Source organism: Allobosea sp. Tri-44 (assembly GCF_004123845.1).
Classification (GTDB): Bacteria; Pseudomonadota; Alphaproteobacteria; order Rhizobiales; family Beijerinckiaceae; genus Allobosea.
The window spans coordinates 21,822-37,260 of sequence record NZ_NBDP01000053.1 but is presented as its reverse complement, the minus strand read 5'-3'; the positions used below and the strand labels follow the sequence as shown (position 1 = coordinate 37,260).

The window sequence follows — 15,439 nt, the reverse complement described above, 5'->3', positions numbered from 1 at the left end:
CGCCATTTTTACAGGCATTTAGCCGTAAATTGCCGCAATCGCGCCTCTTGTATTCCCTGATCGGAGGCTCATCTTGCTCTCCGAGTTAGGGAAGATTCGCCTCCTTTGGGCAGCGCAACCGCGCTTTCACAGGAGTTGCAATTGAATCGTTCGATCAAAGCTGGCGCCAAGGCCAGACATGGCGAGGTCAGGCGTCTCTGGCCTGCCGAGCGCGATCTCTTCACCGCCCATCTCCTTCGCCTCGATGCCGCGACGCGGCGCGAGCGCTTCGGGACGGCGGTCACAGATGATTTTCTCAAGAGCTACGCCGAGACCACCTTCGGCGTCGGCGGACTCGTCTACGCCTATGTCGAAGCCGGCGAAGTCCGCGGCGCCGCCGAATTGCGCGGACTCGAGGAGATCGTCATCCAGACCGGCGAGGCCGCCTTCAGCGTCGAGCGTGACTGGCGCCGGCGCGGCATCGGCGAGGCGCTGTTCGGCCGCCTGATCACCGCATCGCGCAACCGCAACATCCGCACGCTCTACATGACCTGCCTGCCCGAGAACGCCGCGATGCGAAACCTCGCCCGCAAGTTCGAGGCCGAGATGGTCGGCGGCTACAACGACGTCGAGGGCCGGATCGCCACCGGCGCGGCGACGCCCTTCACCCTGCTCGACGAGGCGATGGACAACGCCCGCAGCTTCGCGACCCTGTCGCTCTCGCTGCAGCGCAAATTCTGGCCCTCGGCCCTGTTCGGGCGACCGGCCTCGCGGCACTGACACCGAAATCGGGCGCCGCGTTCAGCGGTTGAGCGAGAGCCCGGCGCCCGATTTCGTGATCGCACCGTTCATGGCGCCGCCGCTGCCGACGCGCAGGCGGGCCACCACCGCGCCGCCGCGCTGGTAGAGATAGACCTCGCCGTCGCGATAATCCCAGGCATTGACCTGCTGCAGGTCGCGATTGCTGCAGCCCGTGGCATTGGCGCGGTAGAGGTCGAGCGAGGGCGAGCTCGAGAGCTGCACCCGGCAGGCGCCGCCGGTCGCCTCCTGCGCCGTCCAGCTGCCGATGACGCCATCGCGCGACGAGACCGCGCCGCCGCGTGTTGAGCCGCCGCCCGGCGTCACGCCAGGATTGGCATTGGCGACCTGATTGCTCGGCGGCGCCGGCTCGACCGGGCGCTGCTGCACGGGCGGCTGTTGCGGCGGCGGCGCCGCCTGCGGATCGAAGAACGGGTCGTTCTGCGGCGGCATGCCCGGCGCAGGACCACCAGGCGGATAGCCGCCCGCTTGTGGCGGCGGCGCGCTCGGATATCCCCCCGGCGGCGGCAGCGGTTCGGACGTGATCGGGGCCGACTGGACCGGCGGTGCCGATTGAATGGGCTCGCCATAGACCGGCGCGCGGGCGACGGCCTGGCCCGAACCCGAGCCGTATCCGCCGAAGCGTTGCGAGCCGGCACAAGCGGTCAGCAGCAGGAGAGGCAGCAGGCTCGCAGCCCGCAGCAGCGCAGAAGTCCTCAAGCTCATCCCCGTCATTTCGATAGCCCGGCCATCCGGAGCACTGTGAAACCTGACGCCTGAACGTGACATGAGCGCGTTCAAGGCTGCAAAAAGGGCGCCGGTCAAGTCTCAACATGGTTTTGCAGCATGCGCCTAGCATGGCAGAACGATGCCCCCCGCCATCCGGACCGACCGATGAAGCCGCTCAATCCCGCTACGATCCGCGCCCCGTTTGCCCGCTACAGCCATGGCGCCGAGCTTCCATCCGGCCAGCGGCTGGTCTTCTGCTCAGGCCAGCTCGGCATCGCGGCCGACGGCACGATCCCCGAAAGCGTCAGGGAGCAGGCCGATCTCTGCTTCGCCAACATCGCCGCGATCCTGGGCGAAGCGGGGATGACGCTGAAGGACATCGTCCGGGTCAACGCCTACGTCACCGACCGCACTCATATGAAGGGCTATATGGAGTCGCGCGATGCCCATGTCGGCTCGCCGCCGCCGGCCTCGACCCTGATGATCGTCTCCGGCTTCACCCTGCCGGAGTTCAAGGTCGAGATCGAAGTCGTCGCGGCCGCTCCCGAGAAGCGGCGCAAGGCCGCGCGCACGGTTACCGCGCCGAAATTCTGAACGCGTTTTCGTTCACCTCGACCCGTCATTCCGGCCGCAGCGAAGCGGAGCGCCGGAATCCATCGTAAAGCTCGGCGTCCTACGATGGATTCCGGAGCCGCGCGCCTTCGGCGCTTGTCCGGAATGACGGCACCGTGATCGGCGGGATTGGATGGAGCCTGCGCGTCGAAGCTTCCCTCAGCCTGCATCGGGCGCCCGCCAGGGATAGCTCCAGGTCTCGGTCAGGGTCTTGCTACCGCTCTTCAGGAAGGCGCGCATCTCGGCAAGCTGGCCCGGCTCGACCACGATGTCGATGAAGGCGCGGAAGCCGTCCGTCTTCGGGTTCGGCACCAGGAAGGCCCGGTTGATCCGGCCATAGGCGATCGAGGGCACGATCTCGACCTTCTCAGGCTGCTTCAGATAGTAGCCGAGGTCGCCGCCGGCGAAGTCGACGATGAAGCGCCGGGCGTTCTCCGTCACGGGCTCGCCCGAGCCGAGCGCCTTGGGCTTGGCCTGATAGGTGTTGATCGCCCGCCCGCCGGGGTGCAGGTCGTTGGAATCGACCATGGCCGTCAGCTTGTAACCGAAGCGGAATTCGCGGCCGGGCTCGAGCGGCGTCTTCGGCGCCCAGAGCGCGACGATATTGTCGTTGGTCTCGTCGGTGGTCGGCAGCTCGATCAGCTCGACCACACCTTCTCCCCAATCACCTTGCGGCTCGACCCAGTAGGAGGGCCTGAGTTCATAGGCGAGGTCGAGATCCTGATAGTGCTCGAACGCGCGATCGCGCTGCATCAGGCCGAAGCCGCGGACATTTCGCTCGACGAAGGAGGAGGAGGCCGCGACGCGAGCATTGCGCAGCGGCCGCCAGATCCACTCGCCGGTGCTGGAATGGATCAGCAGGCCGTCGGAATCGTGCAGTTCGGTGCGGAAGTCGTCATAGAAGCGACGGTCGTTCTCGCCGGTGAAGAACATCGAGGTGAGAGGCGCCAGACCCAGCTTGTCGATCGGCTTGCGCGGGAACAGTACCGCGCCGACATCGACCACGCTGTCGCCGTCCGGATAGACATGGAAGCGATAGGCGCCCGTGACCGAAGGCGAATCGAGCAACGCATAAATTGTGACGCGCTCGGCGTCGGCCGTCGGCGTCTCGACCCAGAACTCGCGGAAGATCGGGAATTCCTCACCGCCGGGGATCCCCGCTCCGATCGCAAGGCCGCGCGCCGACAGGCCATAGCGCTGCCCGCGCCCGAGCACGCGGAAATAGCTCGCCCCGATGAAGGAGATGAGCTCGTCGAAAACGCGCGGGTCATTGAGCGGATAGTGCAGACGGAAACCCGCGAAGCCGAGATTCACCGGCAGCGGCTTGTCGAACCTGGTCCGCCCGTAGTCGAAGAGATTGGCGGCATAGGGCACCGGCGTTGGCACGCCGTCCCGGATCACGTTCACCGTCACCGGCCGGGTGAACAGGAAACCAGGGTGGAACATCTGCATGCGGAAACCGGAATTCGACTGGGCGAGCAAAGCCCGCTCCGGCCGGAAGCGGATCTCGCGCCAGGCATCGAAATCGAGCCGCGTCAGCGCCTCCGGCAGCGCGGGGCCCGCCTCATAGGGTACAGCGGCGATCTCGCGGGCGCGGCGCACGACATCCTCGAAGCCGAAGCGCGGCTGCGGCGGTGCCTGCTCCGGCTGCTGCGCCAGCAAAGCCTGCGGCGCCGCGGTGGCGCACAGCGCTGCGCTCAGCCCGGCCAGAACCCGGCGGCGATCGGTAACCGTCATGATCGAAACTTGCCCCGACTTAATACAACTCTTGGCTGGAGGCCGATCGCTCGCCTCCAGTCGCGCGAAGCGCGCTACGCCAACGACTTAGGGGATGAAATGGGGCCGGTCTAGGGCGCAGTCGCAGCCCGCATGGGCCAGCGTTAAGAGGACACTGGAACAGCACCCGGCCACTATCGCCCCGTCCTTTAAAAAATCCGGTCCCGGCCGTCAGAAAAAACTTGAAGCCGGGGTCACCCCTCCGTATATGGGGCTCACCCAATTCGCACGTGCCTGTGGCCGCGTGCTGGTCGGTGGGCATCCGGACAAGAGGCCGGACAGCCGCCAGGGATGGGAAACGGATGGAGGGGGATGGACATCCCCTCAAATCACGCTCCCGGCTCTCGCAAGAGGGCCGCTCCCGAACAGCGACCAGCAGCCGGAGGCGAAACCGGCGAACCCCGAATCTCCACGGGGGACGTAGCTTAAAGCAACGACGGAGCGGGCTTTTTTGGTCTCGTTGGTCCTCCAAAGGCCAACACCGAAGAGGCTTGTCCTTCATTGCCGGGCGTGCGGGGTTAACCTCCCAATCGACGGTGTTTCGGGTCCGGACGTCTCGTCCGCAATCCTAAGGCGTCTCCAACGCGCCTCGGATCGCGAACGACTCGAACGGCTACACGTCGTATCGGCGCCGCTTGCGCCGAAGAGGAGCAGCGTCTCATGACCGAGCGCATCCGTGAATTTCTGCGTGACCGCCGCGAGGATGGTCCCTGCGTCGTGATCGATCTCGAGGTCGTGCGCGAGAATTATGTCGCCTTCTCCCGGGCGCTGCCGGACACGCGCGTCTTCTACGCGGTCAAGGCGAACCCGGCGCCGGAAGTGCTGCGCCTCCTGGCCAAGCTCGGCTCTTGCTTCGATTGCGCCTCGGTCGTCGAGATCGAGCTCGCGCTCGCGGCCGGCGCCACGGCGGACCGCATCTCCTTCGGCAACACCATCAAGAAGGAGCGCGACGTCGCCCGCGCCATGGAGCTCGGCGTGCGCCTGTTCGCCGTCGATTGCCAGGCCGAGGTCGAGAAGATCGCCCGTGCCGCCCAGGCCACCAAGGCCGAAGGCGCGCGCATCTTCTGCCGCATCCTCTGCGACGGCGCCGGCGCCGACTGGCCGCTCTCGCGCAAGTTCGGCTGCGTGCCCGAAATGGCCGCGGACGTGCTCGAGCATGGCCATCGCCTCGGCCTCCAGGCCTATGGCATCTCGTTCCATGTCGGCTCGCAGCAGGCGAATGTGAACGCTTGGGATTCGGCCCTGGCCTCGGCCTCGGCCGTGTTCAAGGAGTGCGCCACTCGCGGTCTTTCGCTGTCGATGGTCAACCTCGGCGGCGGCTTCCCGGCGCGCTATCTGCGGCCGATCCCGGGCGTCCCGGCCTATGGCGATGCGATCTTCCAGGCGCTGTCGAAGCATTTCGGCAACCGTCTGCCCGAGACCATCATCGAGCCGGGCCGCGGCATGGTCGGCGAAGCCGGCCTGATCGAGGCCGAGGTCGTGCTGATCTCGAAGAAGAGCGAGGACGACCAGGTTCGCTGGGTCTATCTCGACATCGGCAAGTTCAACGGCCTGGCCGAGACGATGGATGAGGCGATCCGCTACCCGATCCGCACGATCCGCGACGGCGACGCCACGGTTCCCTGCGTGCTGGCCGGCCCGACCTGCGATTCGGTCGATGTCATGTACGAGAAGACCCCGTACATGCTGCCGTTCAGCCTCGAGATCGGGGACAAGGTCCTGATCGAGGGCACCGGCGCCTATACGACGACCTACTCGGCCGTCGCCTTCAACGGCTTCCCGCCGCTGAAGCAATACGTCATCTGACGAATAGGGGCTGGTTCGCCAGCCCCTCACCAATCGGGTCCGGCGAAGCGCCCTGTCACCTATCGGCAGGCTGCCCGGGAAACCGGGCGGAGCGTTCGTGCCTCCAAGAATGGAGCGCGGGCGTGGCTCCCGCCGGACCCTCTTCCACACATCCCTGTTTGCTTGTGGCCGCCTTTTCGGGTGGCGCCGGGAAGGTCCGCGACGAGGCGGGCGCTCCGGCAGGAGGTGCGTCATGATCACGATCCGCGACGAGATCGAGACCGATATCCCGGCCCGCGAGGCCCTGCTCGACCGCTGCCTCGGCGAGCGCCGCACGGCGAAGTCGAGCGAGCGCCTGCGCGACGGCCGTCGGCCAGCCGAGGGCCTCGCTCTGACGGCCGAGCGCGACGGCGCGCTCGTCGCGACCGTGCGCCTCTGGCATGTCGAGGCGAACGGCAAGCCGGCGCTGCTGCTCGGCCCGCTCGCAGTCGAGCCGGAGCTCCAGGGCGAAGGCGTCGGCAAGGCGATGATGCGCGAAGCGATCTGGCGCGCGGCTTGTCGCGGCCATGGCGCGATCCTGCTCGTCGGCGATGCGCCCTATTACGAGCGTTTCGGCTTCACGCCTGAGCCGATGGCCGATCTCGCCATGCCGGGCCCGGTCGAGCGCGAGCGTTTCCTCGGCCTAGAATTGCGCGAGGGCGCGCTTCATGGTGCGACCGGCGTGCTGAAGGCCACGGGGACGCTGGTCCCGGCCGCAGGGGCGGAGGGTCTCCGACGTCGCGCCGCCTGACATCGCAGCATCGACACCAAGCTCAGCGGGCAGGCCCTAGGGTCTGCCCGTTCTGCGTTCAGGCGCCTGCTATTTCACCGGCTTCGTTGCTTAAACGTCATCCGATCTTCACCGGACTGTCGTCCAGCAGCGCCATCACCCCCCGCGAAGGCGGGGACGATGGCGGACACGGTTCTGACGAGCAGATTGGCAAGACCGCAGGCACTGCGGCTCGCGGCCTGGCGGCCTCGCCGCCAGACGATGCTCGCCTTCGGCCTGCTGGCCCCGTCGCTCGTCCTGCTGACGCTGTTCACCTACTGGCCGGTGATTCAGGTCGCCTGGCAGGCCCTGCATAACCAGATCAAGATCGGCGGTCCGCAGGCCTATGTCGGCCTCGCCAATTTCACGGCGCTCTTCGCTGACGCTGCCTTCCGCAAGGCGCTCGCCAACAACCTGTTCTATGCCTTCGGCACGGTGATCCCGAGCCTTGTTCTGGCACTCGGCTTCGCCATGGCGCTCGCCAGGTCGAGCCGTATCAACGCGCTGTTCCGCTCGCTCTTCTTCCTGCCGGTGCTGATCCCGCTCGTCGCCGCCGCCTCGATCTTCCTGTTCATCTTCCTGCCCAATGCCGGGCTGCTCGACTACCACCTCGCCAAGCTCGCGATCTCGGGCCCGAACTGGCTCGGCGATCCCGATATCGCGCTCTGGTCGATCATGGGCCTGACGATCTGGAAGAACGCCGGCTACTACATGCTGTTCTTCCTTGCCGGGCTGCAGGCGGTCCCGGCCGACGCCTATGAGGCCGCGATCCTCGACGGCGCCAATCCCTGGCAGCGCCTGCGCTACGTCACCCTGCCCTATCTCAAGCCGACGATCGGCTTCGTCATGGTGATCGGGCTGATCAACGTCGTCACCCAGGTCGACCACGTCTTCGTCCTGACCAAGGGCGGCCCGTCCGACTCGACCAATCTCCTGCTGTTCTATGTCTACCAGCAGGCGGTCGAGAGCTACGACGCCGGGCGCGCTGCCGCCGGCACGCTCGTGATGCTGGCCCTGCTGCTGGTCATCTCGGCAAGCTCGCTGCGCACGCTCGAGCGCTCCTTCGGGGAGCGCGAGCCATGATCGAAGCCTCGAGCGGCGTGGCCAATCGCGAGATCTCGCCCAAGCTCGGCTACGCAGCGACCTTGCTGATCGCCGCGCTCTGGATGGCGCCCTTCCTCTGGATGCTGGTCGCCGCCTTCAACCCGCACACCTATGGCGGCTCCGGCATGGCCTCGCTGGTCCCGTCCTATGTCCCGACGCTCGGCAACTTCGCCGAAGCCTGGGCCTCGGCCGATTTCCCGCGCTACGGCCTCAACACCGCCGTCATCAGCTTCGGCATCCTCGCCGGGCAGATCGTGATGATCACGCTCGCCGGCTATGCCTTCGCCCGGCTGGAGTTCTCCGGCCGGACGCTCTGCTTCTATCTCTTCCTGCTGCAGCTGATGCTGGCGCCGGTCGTACTGATCGTGCCCAATCTGGCGACGATCGCGAAGCTCGGCCTCTATGACAGCCTGCTCGGCGTGATGGCGCCCTATTTCGCCTCCGCCTTCGGCACCTTCCTGATGCGCCAGGCCTTCAGGGCGATCCCGCGCGAGCTCGAGGACGCCGCGCTGATCGACGGTGCCAGCGTCTGGCAGCGCATCGGCTTCATCTACCTGCCGCTGGCGAAGCCCTCGCTGATCGCCTTCGGAATCGTCTCCGTCACCAGCCACTGGAACGAGTTCCTCTGGCCACTGATGGTGATCAACTCGCCGGATCTGCGCCCGCTCACCGTCGGCCTCGCCTCGTTTACCCGCGGTGCCGAGGGCGCGCAGGCCTGGGGCGTCATCGCCGCCGGCACCTTGATGGTCAGCGCGCCGCTGCTGATCGCCTTCGCGCTGTTCCAGCGCGCCTTCGTCAATTCCTTCGTCTCGTCAGGCATCAAATAAGGGGTTTTAGAAGATGACCAGCACCACCCGCAGATCGGTTCTCGCCGGCGCAGCCTTGGCCGCCTCCTTCGCCGTCGCACCCGCCTTCGCCCAGGCGCCGACCGAGATCGAGCTGTTCTTCCCGGTCCCGGTCGACGGCCAGCTCGCCCGCGACATGACGGCGCTGATCAAGGAGTTCAACGAGAAGAACCCGGCGATCAAGGCGACCCCGGTTTATACCGGCTCCTATGACGAGACCCTGATCAAGACCCGCGCCGCGATGAAGGCCGGCAAGCCGCCGGCGGCGGTGATCATGTCGGCCAACTTCCTGCTCGACCTCAAGATCGAGGGCGAGATCCAGAAGCTCGACGACCTGATCAAGACCGACGGCAAGACCAACGAGGCCTATATGGGCCAGTTCTTCCGCGCCCTGCATGGCAATGCCGTGCTCGACCGTTCGGTCTATGGCGTTCCCTTCCACAATTCGACGCCACTGCTCTACGTCAATGCCGACCACTTCAAGGAAGCCGGTCTCGATCCCGAGAAGCTGCCTTCGAACTGGGAAGAGCTCGCCTCCGCCGCCAAGAAGCTGACCAGGCGCGAAGGTGACCGCGTCACCCGCTGGGGCGTCATCGCGCCGTCCAATTACGACTATGGCGGCTGGATCCTGCAGGCCCTGACCCAGTCCAATGGCGGCCAGTGGTTCAACGTCGATTACGGCGGCGAGGTCTATTACGACAGCCCGTCCATGCTCGGCGCGCTGACCTTCTGGTCGGATCTAGTCGCCAAGCACAAGGTTCACCCGGCCGGCGTGCAAGCGGGCGGCGCGGTCTCGACCGCCTTCCTGTCCGGGCAGGCCTCGATGGTGCTGCTTTCGACCGGCTCGCTCACCCATATCCGCACCAACGCGAAGTTCCCCTACAAGGTCGCCTTCGTGCCGAAGAACGTGAAGAACGAGGTGCCGATCGGCGGCGCCTCGCTCGTCATCCCGACCGGGGTCGAGGGCGAGCGCCGCAAGGCCGCCTGGACCCTGATCAACTGGATGACCTCGCCGGAGAAGTCCGGCTGGTGGAGCCGCGCCACCGGCTATTTCGCCCCGAACATGGCGGCCTACGACCTGCCGGAGATGAAGGAGTTCATCGCCAAGAACCCTGATGCCGGCATCGCCGTCAGCCAGCTCGCCTACGCCAAACCCTGGTTCGCGACCTACAAGACCGTTCCGGTCCGCAAGGCGATCGAAGACGAGCTGCAGGCCGTGCTCTCGGGCAAGAAGCAGCCGAAGGAGGCGCTGGTCTCGGCCCAGAAGACCGCCGACGAGATCATGAGGCCCTATGTCGAGCAGACCGCGCTGAAGCTGCCGACGCAGTAAGCTGACAATAGGTCGTACCCGGGTCCAGACCCGGGTACGACTCGTTCCTTTCCGAAATAGCCGGCCTGGAGCCGGCCATGATGCCTTCCTACCGGACAAGACGACCATGCTGATCGCCCATATTACCGACCTGCACATCCGTCCGCTCGGCAAGCCGGCCTACCGCGTCTCCGAGACCAATGCCCTAACCGAGCGGGCGCTCGACGTGGTCGCCGCCCTGCGCCCGCGTCCGGACGCGTTGGTGATCACCGGCGATCTCACCGATTGCGGTCTCGCCGAGGAATATGAGCTGCTGGCGAACCTGCTCACCCGCATCGAGGTGCCCGTGCTGCTGCTCCCCGGCAATCACGACCGCCGCGAAACCTTGATGGCCGGCCTCGAGCTCGGGCCGCATGCGGTTCTCGACGACGGCTTCATCCAGTTCAGCGCCGATATCGGCGACATGCGCCTTATCGGCCTCGACACCCTTCTGCCGGGCCAGAGTGCCGGCGCGCTCTGCGACAAGCGCCTCGCCTTTCTGGAGACGGCGCTCGCCGGCGCGAACGGCAAGCCGGTCGTCATCTTCATGCATCATCCGCCCTTCGATTGCGGCATCATCCACATGGATCGCATTCGCCTGCTCGACGGCGCCGATGACTTCCGCGATATCATTAGCCGGCATCAGAATATCGAACGCATCGTCTGCGGCCACCATCATCGCCCGATCACGACGCGCTTTGCCGGCACGATCGCGCAGATCGCGCCGAGCGTGACGCATCAGGTCACGCTCGACCTCGCGCCCGAGGGTCCGGCCACCTTCCACATGGAGCCGCCGGCCTATTACCTGCACAGCTATCGGTCCGGCACCGGACTCGTCAGCCACATGGCCTATGTCGAACGCTATCCCGGCCCCTACCCCTTCGTGCTCGACGCCGATTATCCCGGAGCGCACGCCTGAAGAGCATAGGCCTGGCGCCGGCGGGATTGACCCCCGGAACGGCAGGCCATACCAGCGTCCGCTTGTTCTGCAAGTAACCAACCCAGGAGTTGAAAAGAATGACGGATTGGCCCGTATACGGCGAGATCAGCGGCCCGATCGTGATGATCGGCTTCGGTTCGATCGGCCGCGGGACACTGCCGCTGATCGAGCGGCATCTCAAATTCGACAAGAGCCGGTTCGTGGTGATCGCGCCCGACGACGACAACCGCGCCCTTCTGGACGAGCGTGGCATCCGCTTCATCCATGAAGCCGTGACGCTCGAGAACTACAAGACCATGCTGGAGCCGCTGCTGACCGCGGGCGGTGGCCAGGGCTTTTGCGTCAACCTGTCCTGCGACACCGGTTCGCGCGACATCATGGAGCTCTGCTCCAGCCTCGGCGCGCTCTATATCGACACGGTCAACGAGCCTTGGCTCGGCTTCTATTTCGACGAGACGAAAGGCCCGGGCGAGCGCTCGAACTACGCGCTGCGCGAGATGACGCTCGCCGCCAAGCGCGCCCGTGCGCCGGGTTCGACGACGGCCGTCTCCTGCTGCGGCGCCAACCCCGGCATGGCCTCCTGGCTCGCCAAGAAGGCGCTGCTGAACATCGCCGCCGACATGCGCCTCAACGTGCCGCAGCCGACCACCCGCGAGGAATGGGCCGGGCTGATGAAGCAGGTTGGCGTCAAGGGCATCCATATCGCCGAGCGCGACACGCAGCGTTCGAAGAACCCGAAGCCGCCGGGCGTCTTCGTCAACACCTGGTCGGTCGAGGGCTTCATCTCCGAGGGTGTGCAGCCGGCCGAGCTGGGCTGGGGTACCCATGAGAAGTGGATGCCGGACAACGCCCGCACCCACGAGACCGGTTCGCAGGCAGCGATCTACCTGATGCAGGCCGGTGCCGAGACCAAGGTGCGCAGCTGGTGCCCGACCCCGGGCCCGCAATACGGCTTCCTGGTGACGCATAACGAGTCGATTTCGATCGCCGACTACTTCACCGTGCGCGACGACGCCGGCAAGGCGGTCTACCGGCCGACCTGCCACTACGCCTATCATCCGGCCAACGACGCCGTGCTCTCGCTGCACGAGATGTTCGGCAATGCCGGCCGCCCCCAGGAGGAGCACCACATCCTCGAGGAGAACGAGGTCGTCGACGGCATCGATGAGCTCGGCGTGCTGCTTTACGGCCACGACAAGGGCGCCTACTGGTTCGGCTCGCAGCTCTCGACAGACGAGGCGCGCACCCTGGCTCCCTACCAGACCGCGACCGGCCTGCAGGTCACCTCGGCCGTGCTCGCCGGCATGGTCTGGGCGCTGGAGAACCCGAATGCCGGCATCGTCGAGGTCGAGGAGATGGATCTCGACCGCTGCCTTGCGATCCAGATGCCCTATCTCGGCCCGGTGCAGGGCTACTACACGGACTGGACGCCACTCGATGGCCGCCCGGGCCTGTTCCCGGAGGATATCGACACCTCCGACCCCTGGCAGTTCCGCAACATCCTGGTGCGCTGACGCCGCAACGCAAAAGGCCCGCCTCACGGCGGGCCTTTCGTTTCAAACTGGCTGCCGGCTCAGAAGCGCGGCGTCGAGAAGCTGTTGGCGAAGGGGTTGGCGCCCGAGCCGATGCGCGGCGGCAGGGTGCCCTCGCCATAGAGCTCGCCCGAAGCCGAATAAACCGGGCTCGCCACGATGTTCTGCGTCGCGTAGCGGTTCATGCTGCCGACCGGCACGACGTTTCCGGCGTCGAAATAGCTGCGCTTCTGCACGATGACGCGCAGCGGACGACGCTGCTGCTGCGCCTCGGCCACCGATGCGGCGAAGGTAACGGCTGCGACGGACAAGGCCAGGCCGGCGGCAAGGCGGGAAAGCGAACGCATGACGATCTCCTGAGGCGGTTGCCCCCGCCAAGGCTGTTGGCGGACCGGCTGTCGCTGACGATACAATTCCAGAGTTAATGCTTTTGTTGCGCCCCGCTAGAGCATGTTGCGAAAAAGTGGCAACGGTTTTTCGCGCCAAGCATGCTCTAAACTATCAAAATCGATCACGTTATCTGCACTTGGACGATTCCGTCCAAGTGCAGCGTGATCTTGTGCGCCGCCGCAACACGAGGCCGTTACCGCGCCTGCGCCTGCTTGCCGCTGGTCGGGCGCAGGGCCGGCGCCTTGGCGTCGGCGTCGAGCCAGGAGCCCTTGCGCCCGGTCGCGGCGAGCCGCGGCACCGAGCAGCCCTGCCTGCGGTTGAGCTCGGTGCGGGCGAAGCTGGCGCGCAGCTCCGGATCGTCGCCGGCGCTCAAAAGATCGATCCGGTCGATCAGGCAAGTTAGCTGTGCCCTGTCGGCAGGCTTGGCCTCGCTGCCGCACCACCAGCCCGAGAAGGACAGATGCGCCGCAGCATCGAGATGGCGGAAGGCGATGCAGGCCCGCCCCGCTGCGCCGTCGCTCAAGCCGACATCCGCGGTCTCGACGCTGCCGAACTTGGTCTCGATCGTCGTGGTTGCGCCGCTGCGCCCGACCGAAAGCCCGCGTGCCGCGCCCTCGCGCACCAGCGTGATCACGAAGGGCTGCGACAGGCCGGCGAGCGCCTTTTGCACCTGCGCGTCGCGGTTGACCTGGAACTTCAGCGACAGGAACGACTTGCCGTCATCGAACGCGCCGAAGGTCAGCGCGTCTTCGCGCCGCTGGCCGTCCTGGCTGCGCCGCGCCCCATAGGTACTGCGCTTGTCGAGCTCCGGCGATTCCAGACCGAAGAGCGCGATCGGGCGGCCGATCGTCACCCAGCCCTCCTCCCCAGCGGCGAGCGGCAGCGCCTGCTGGCGAACGTCGCGCACCGCGGGCGCCGCTGAAGCCTCCGCCGGCCCCGGCAGGCTGGCGAGCGCCGGATCCGAAGAGCCGGACGAGAGTGCGGCGACGAGCATCGCCGTCAGCCCGACACCGGTCACGGCAGCGAGGCCGCGCCAGACGAGGCCGCCGGTCAGCCCGATTGCTCCGGAGCGCAGGAGACGCCGGAGCGGCCGCATGATCCGCGCAAAGCCGGTCTCGATCGCGTCGGCAAAGTCGACCAGGCGCGCAGCGAGGTCGAAGCGTCCCGGCGCAGCGCCGGCCAGGACTTGCAAGCGCGGCTGAAGGCGCTGCCAGGTGGCGTTTATCCAGTCCCCGAACACAACAGACCCCGACCCGTTCTTCGACAGCCTGCACCCCTGCAGGCAGCCCTCGCCCCACTCGCAGCAGAGCTTTCGCCGGGGCGAGTGAGCGGGTCGTTACCAGGCACCTTCCATCGCGAAACAGGGTCAATGACGGGTAAGGAGGCAGGGTTAATGCCGCGGCGTGGCTCTGACGATTGACTTTTTACGGCGGCTTGTGTTTGGGATTGCGTGCCGGATATTCTCCTCCGGCTTCGCGATGATGTTCAGGTTGGCTCTGTGACGTTCCGTCTGACGACGAAAACCACGACCAAAACGACGGCCGGGAAAACCCGGACGTCGCACTGACACGTCGCCTCGATTCCGGGTTCTCCCCCCCGGCCGGGGTCAACCGGCCGAACCCGCAAACGAAATCAGCGGCGACGGCTCCCCGGGGAGGTTGAACCGGTTTCGCCAGAAGGAATTCTTAGAGATGAGCTTCAAGGTCGCGATCGTCGGCGCCACGGGCAATGTGGGTCACGAGATGCTCGACATCCTCGCCGAGCGTGCTTTCCCCGTCAGCGAAGTGGTGGCGCTCGCCTCCTCGCGCTCGATCGGCACCGAGGTCTCCTTCGGCGACAAGACGCTGAAGGTGAAGGCGCTCGAGCATTACGACTTCTCCGACACCGATATCTGCCTGATGTCGGCGGGTGGCGCCGTCTCGAAGGAATGGTCGCCGAAGATCGGCGCGCAGGGCGCCGTCGTGATCGACAACTCCTCGACCTGGCGCATGCATCCCGACGTGCCGCTGGTCGTGCCCGAGGTGAACGCCGCTGCGGCAGCCGGCTTCACCAAGATGAACATCATCGCCAATCCGAACTGCTCGACCGCCCAGCTCGTCGTCGCGCTGAAGCCGCTGCATGACCGCTTCGGCGTCAAGCGCGTCGTCGTCTCGACCTATCAGTCGGTTTCCGGCGCCGGCAAGGAGGCGATGGACGAGCTTTTCAACCAGACCCGCGCGGTCTTCGCCGCCGGCGAGGTCCAGGTGAAGAAGTTCCCGAAGCGCATCTCCTTCAACGTCATTCCGCACATCGACGTCTTCATGGAGGACGGCTACACCAAGGAAGAGTGGAAGATGATGGCGGAAACGAAGAAGATCCTTGATCCCAAGATCAAACTGACCGCCACCTGCGTGCGCGTGCCGGTCTTCATCGGCCACTCCGAGAGCGTCAACATCGAGTGCGAGAAGCCGGTCACGGCCGATGAGGCACGCGAGGTGCTGCGCACCGCCCCCGGCATCCTCGTCATCGACAAGCATGAGCCCGGTGGCTACATCACCCCGCACGAGGCAGCCGGCGAGGACGCGACCTATATCTCGCGCATCCGCGAGGACGCCACGGTCGAGAACGGCCTCTCGTTCTGGTGCGTCTCGGACAATCTGCGCAAGGGTGCCGCGCTCAACGCGGTCCAGATCGCCGAGGTTCTGGTCAACCGCAAGCTGATCCAGCCGCGCAAGAAGGCCGCCTGAACTCAAATCAGGCAATTTAAATATAATTTCAAGGCGGGCCTCGTGCCCGCCTTTTTGTTGCGCGGAT

The 15,439-nt window shown here is 66.1% G+C and carries 14 protein-coding genes; 10 read left to right on the top strand and 4 right to left on the bottom strand.

From position 1 onward, the window contains the following. Positions 1 to 141: 141 nt before the first annotated feature. A complete protein-coding gene (locus B6S44_RS25215) occupies positions 142 to 759 on the top strand; it encodes a GNAT family N-acetyltransferase (RefSeq protein WP_164985959.1) in 618 nt (205 codons plus the stop codon). A 21-nt stretch (positions 760 to 780) separates the two neighbouring features. Here the strand turns inward: B6S44_RS25215 and B6S44_RS25210 are convergent, their stop codons facing one another. Further along, entirely contained in the window at positions 781 to 1,503 is a 723-nt protein-coding gene (locus B6S44_RS25210) for an AprI/Inh family metalloprotease inhibitor (protein WP_129159627.1), read from the bottom strand. A gap of 168 nt (positions 1,504 to 1,671) precedes the next feature. Here B6S44_RS25210 and B6S44_RS25205 point away from each other — a divergent pair, with 168 nt between their 5' ends. Then, positions 1,672 to 2,100 carry a RidA family protein gene (locus tag B6S44_RS25205; RefSeq protein ID WP_129159626.1) on the top strand — a complete coding sequence of 143 codons (429 nt, stop codon included), beginning with the start codon at positions 1,672 to 1,674 and terminating at the stop codon, positions 2,098 to 2,100. Positions 2,101 to 2,277: 177 nt separating this feature from the next. Here the strand turns inward: B6S44_RS25205 and B6S44_RS25200 are convergent, their stop codons facing one another. After that, positions 2,278 to 3,855 carry an OpgD/OpgG family glucan biosynthesis protein gene (locus tag B6S44_RS25200; RefSeq protein WP_129159625.1) on the bottom strand — a complete coding sequence of 526 codons (1,578 nt, stop codon included), beginning with the start codon at positions 3,853 to 3,855 and terminating at the stop codon, positions 2,278 to 2,280. A 699-nt stretch (positions 3,856 to 4,554) separates the two neighbouring features. On the opposite strand from B6S44_RS25200, the gene B6S44_RS25195 reads away from it, so the two are divergent. From B6S44_RS25195 to B6S44_RS25165, 7 genes are all read left to right on the top strand, one after another. Then, positions 4,555 to 5,700, top strand: a complete 1,146-nt coding sequence (locus B6S44_RS25195) for a type III PLP-dependent enzyme (protein WP_129159624.1) — start codon at positions 4,555 to 4,557, stop codon at positions 5,698 to 5,700. A 232-nt stretch (positions 5,701 to 5,932) separates the two neighbouring features. Next, positions 5,933 to 6,469 carry a GNAT family N-acetyltransferase gene (locus tag B6S44_RS25190; protein ID WP_129159623.1) on the top strand — a complete coding sequence of 179 codons (537 nt, stop codon included), beginning with the start codon at positions 5,933 to 5,935 and terminating at the stop codon, positions 6,467 to 6,469. Positions 6,470 to 6,628: 159 nt separating this feature from the next. Beyond that, positions 6,629 to 7,570: a carbohydrate ABC transporter permease gene (locus B6S44_RS25185; protein WP_129159622.1), complete on the top strand. Its 942-nt coding sequence runs from the start codon at positions 6,629 to 6,631 to the stop codon at positions 7,568 to 7,570. Then, a complete protein-coding gene (locus B6S44_RS25180; RefSeq protein ID WP_129159621.1) occupies positions 7,567 to 8,418 on the top strand; it encodes a carbohydrate ABC transporter permease in 852 nt (283 codons plus the stop codon). Before B6S44_RS25185 ends, B6S44_RS25180 begins: the two co-directional genes overlap by 4 nt. 13 nt (positions 8,419 to 8,431) lie before the next feature. Then, complete coding sequence (locus tag B6S44_RS25175) at positions 8,432 to 9,766, top strand: ABC transporter substrate-binding protein (RefSeq protein WP_129159620.1); 1,335 nt, start codon at positions 8,432 to 8,434, stop codon at positions 9,764 to 9,766. A 106-nt stretch (positions 9,767 to 9,872) separates the two neighbouring features. After that, complete coding sequence (locus B6S44_RS25170; protein WP_129159619.1) at positions 9,873 to 10,703, top strand: phosphodiesterase; 831 nt, start codon at positions 9,873 to 9,875, stop codon at positions 10,701 to 10,703. Between the two features lie 98 nt (positions 10,704 to 10,801). Then, positions 10,802 to 12,238 carry a homospermidine synthase gene (locus B6S44_RS25165; RefSeq protein ID WP_129159618.1) on the top strand — a complete coding sequence of 479 codons (1,437 nt, stop codon included), beginning with the start codon at positions 10,802 to 10,804 and terminating at the stop codon, positions 12,236 to 12,238. Positions 12,239 to 12,297: 59 nt separating this feature from the next. Here B6S44_RS25165 and B6S44_RS25160 read toward each other — a convergent pair whose 3' ends face one another. Both B6S44_RS25160 and B6S44_RS25155 read right to left on the bottom strand, forming a co-directional pair. Next, on the bottom strand, positions 12,298 to 12,603 hold the full coding sequence (locus tag B6S44_RS25160) for a hypothetical protein (protein ID WP_129159617.1): 306 nt from the start codon (positions 12,601 to 12,603) through the stop codon (positions 12,298 to 12,300). A gap of 236 nt (positions 12,604 to 12,839) precedes the next feature. Further along, complete coding sequence (locus tag B6S44_RS25155; RefSeq protein ID WP_129159616.1) at positions 12,840 to 13,838, bottom strand: hypothetical protein; 999 nt, start codon at positions 13,836 to 13,838, stop codon at positions 12,840 to 12,842. 499 nt (positions 13,839 to 14,337) lie between these two features. On the opposite strand from B6S44_RS25155, the gene B6S44_RS25150 reads away from it, so the two are divergent. Beyond that, a complete protein-coding gene (locus B6S44_RS25150) occupies positions 14,338 to 15,372 on the top strand; it encodes an aspartate-semialdehyde dehydrogenase (RefSeq protein WP_129159615.1) in 1,035 nt (344 codons plus the stop codon). The last annotated feature ends 67 nt before the right edge of the window (positions 15,373 to 15,439 follow it).

Bases quoted from the DNA above. Each gene is read 5' to 3' on its own strand.
- B6S44_RS25205 (WP_129159626.1), top strand. From the start codon at position 1,672: ATGAAGCCGCTCAATCCCGCTACGATCCGCGCCCCGTTTGCCCGCTAC.
- B6S44_RS25190 (WP_129159623.1), top strand. From the start codon at position 5,933: ATGATCACGATCCGCGACGAGATCGAGACCGATATCCCGGCCCGCGAG.
- B6S44_RS25160 (WP_129159617.1), bottom strand. From the start codon at position 12,603: ATGCGTTCGCTTTCCCGCCTTGCCGCCGGCCTGGCCTTGTCCGTCGCA.
- B6S44_RS25210 (WP_129159627.1), bottom strand. From the start codon at position 1,503: ATGAGCTTGAGGACTTCTGCGCTGCTGCGGGCTGCGAGCCTGCTGCCT.
- B6S44_RS25150 (WP_129159615.1), top strand. From the start codon at position 14,338: ATGAGCTTCAAGGTCGCGATCGTCGGCGCCACGGGCAATGTGGGTCAC.
- B6S44_RS25185 (WP_129159622.1), top strand. From the start codon at position 6,629: ATGGCGGACACGGTTCTGACGAGCAGATTGGCAAGACCGCAGGCACTG.
- B6S44_RS25200 (WP_129159625.1), bottom strand. From the start codon at position 3,855: ATGACGGTTACCGATCGCCGCCGGGTTCTGGCCGGGCTGAGCGCAGCG.
- B6S44_RS25195 (WP_129159624.1), top strand. From the start codon at position 4,555: ATGACCGAGCGCATCCGTGAATTTCTGCGTGACCGCCGCGAGGATGGT.
- B6S44_RS25175 (WP_129159620.1), top strand. From the start codon at position 8,432: ATGACCAGCACCACCCGCAGATCGGTTCTCGCCGGCGCAGCCTTGGCC.
- B6S44_RS25170 (WP_129159619.1), top strand. From the start codon at position 9,873: ATGCTGATCGCCCATATTACCGACCTGCACATCCGTCCGCTCGGCAAG.
- B6S44_RS25165 (WP_129159618.1), top strand. From the start codon at position 10,802: ATGACGGATTGGCCCGTATACGGCGAGATCAGCGGCCCGATCGTGATG.
- B6S44_RS25180 (WP_129159621.1), top strand. From the start codon at position 7,567: ATGATCGAAGCCTCGAGCGGCGTGGCCAATCGCGAGATCTCGCCCAAG.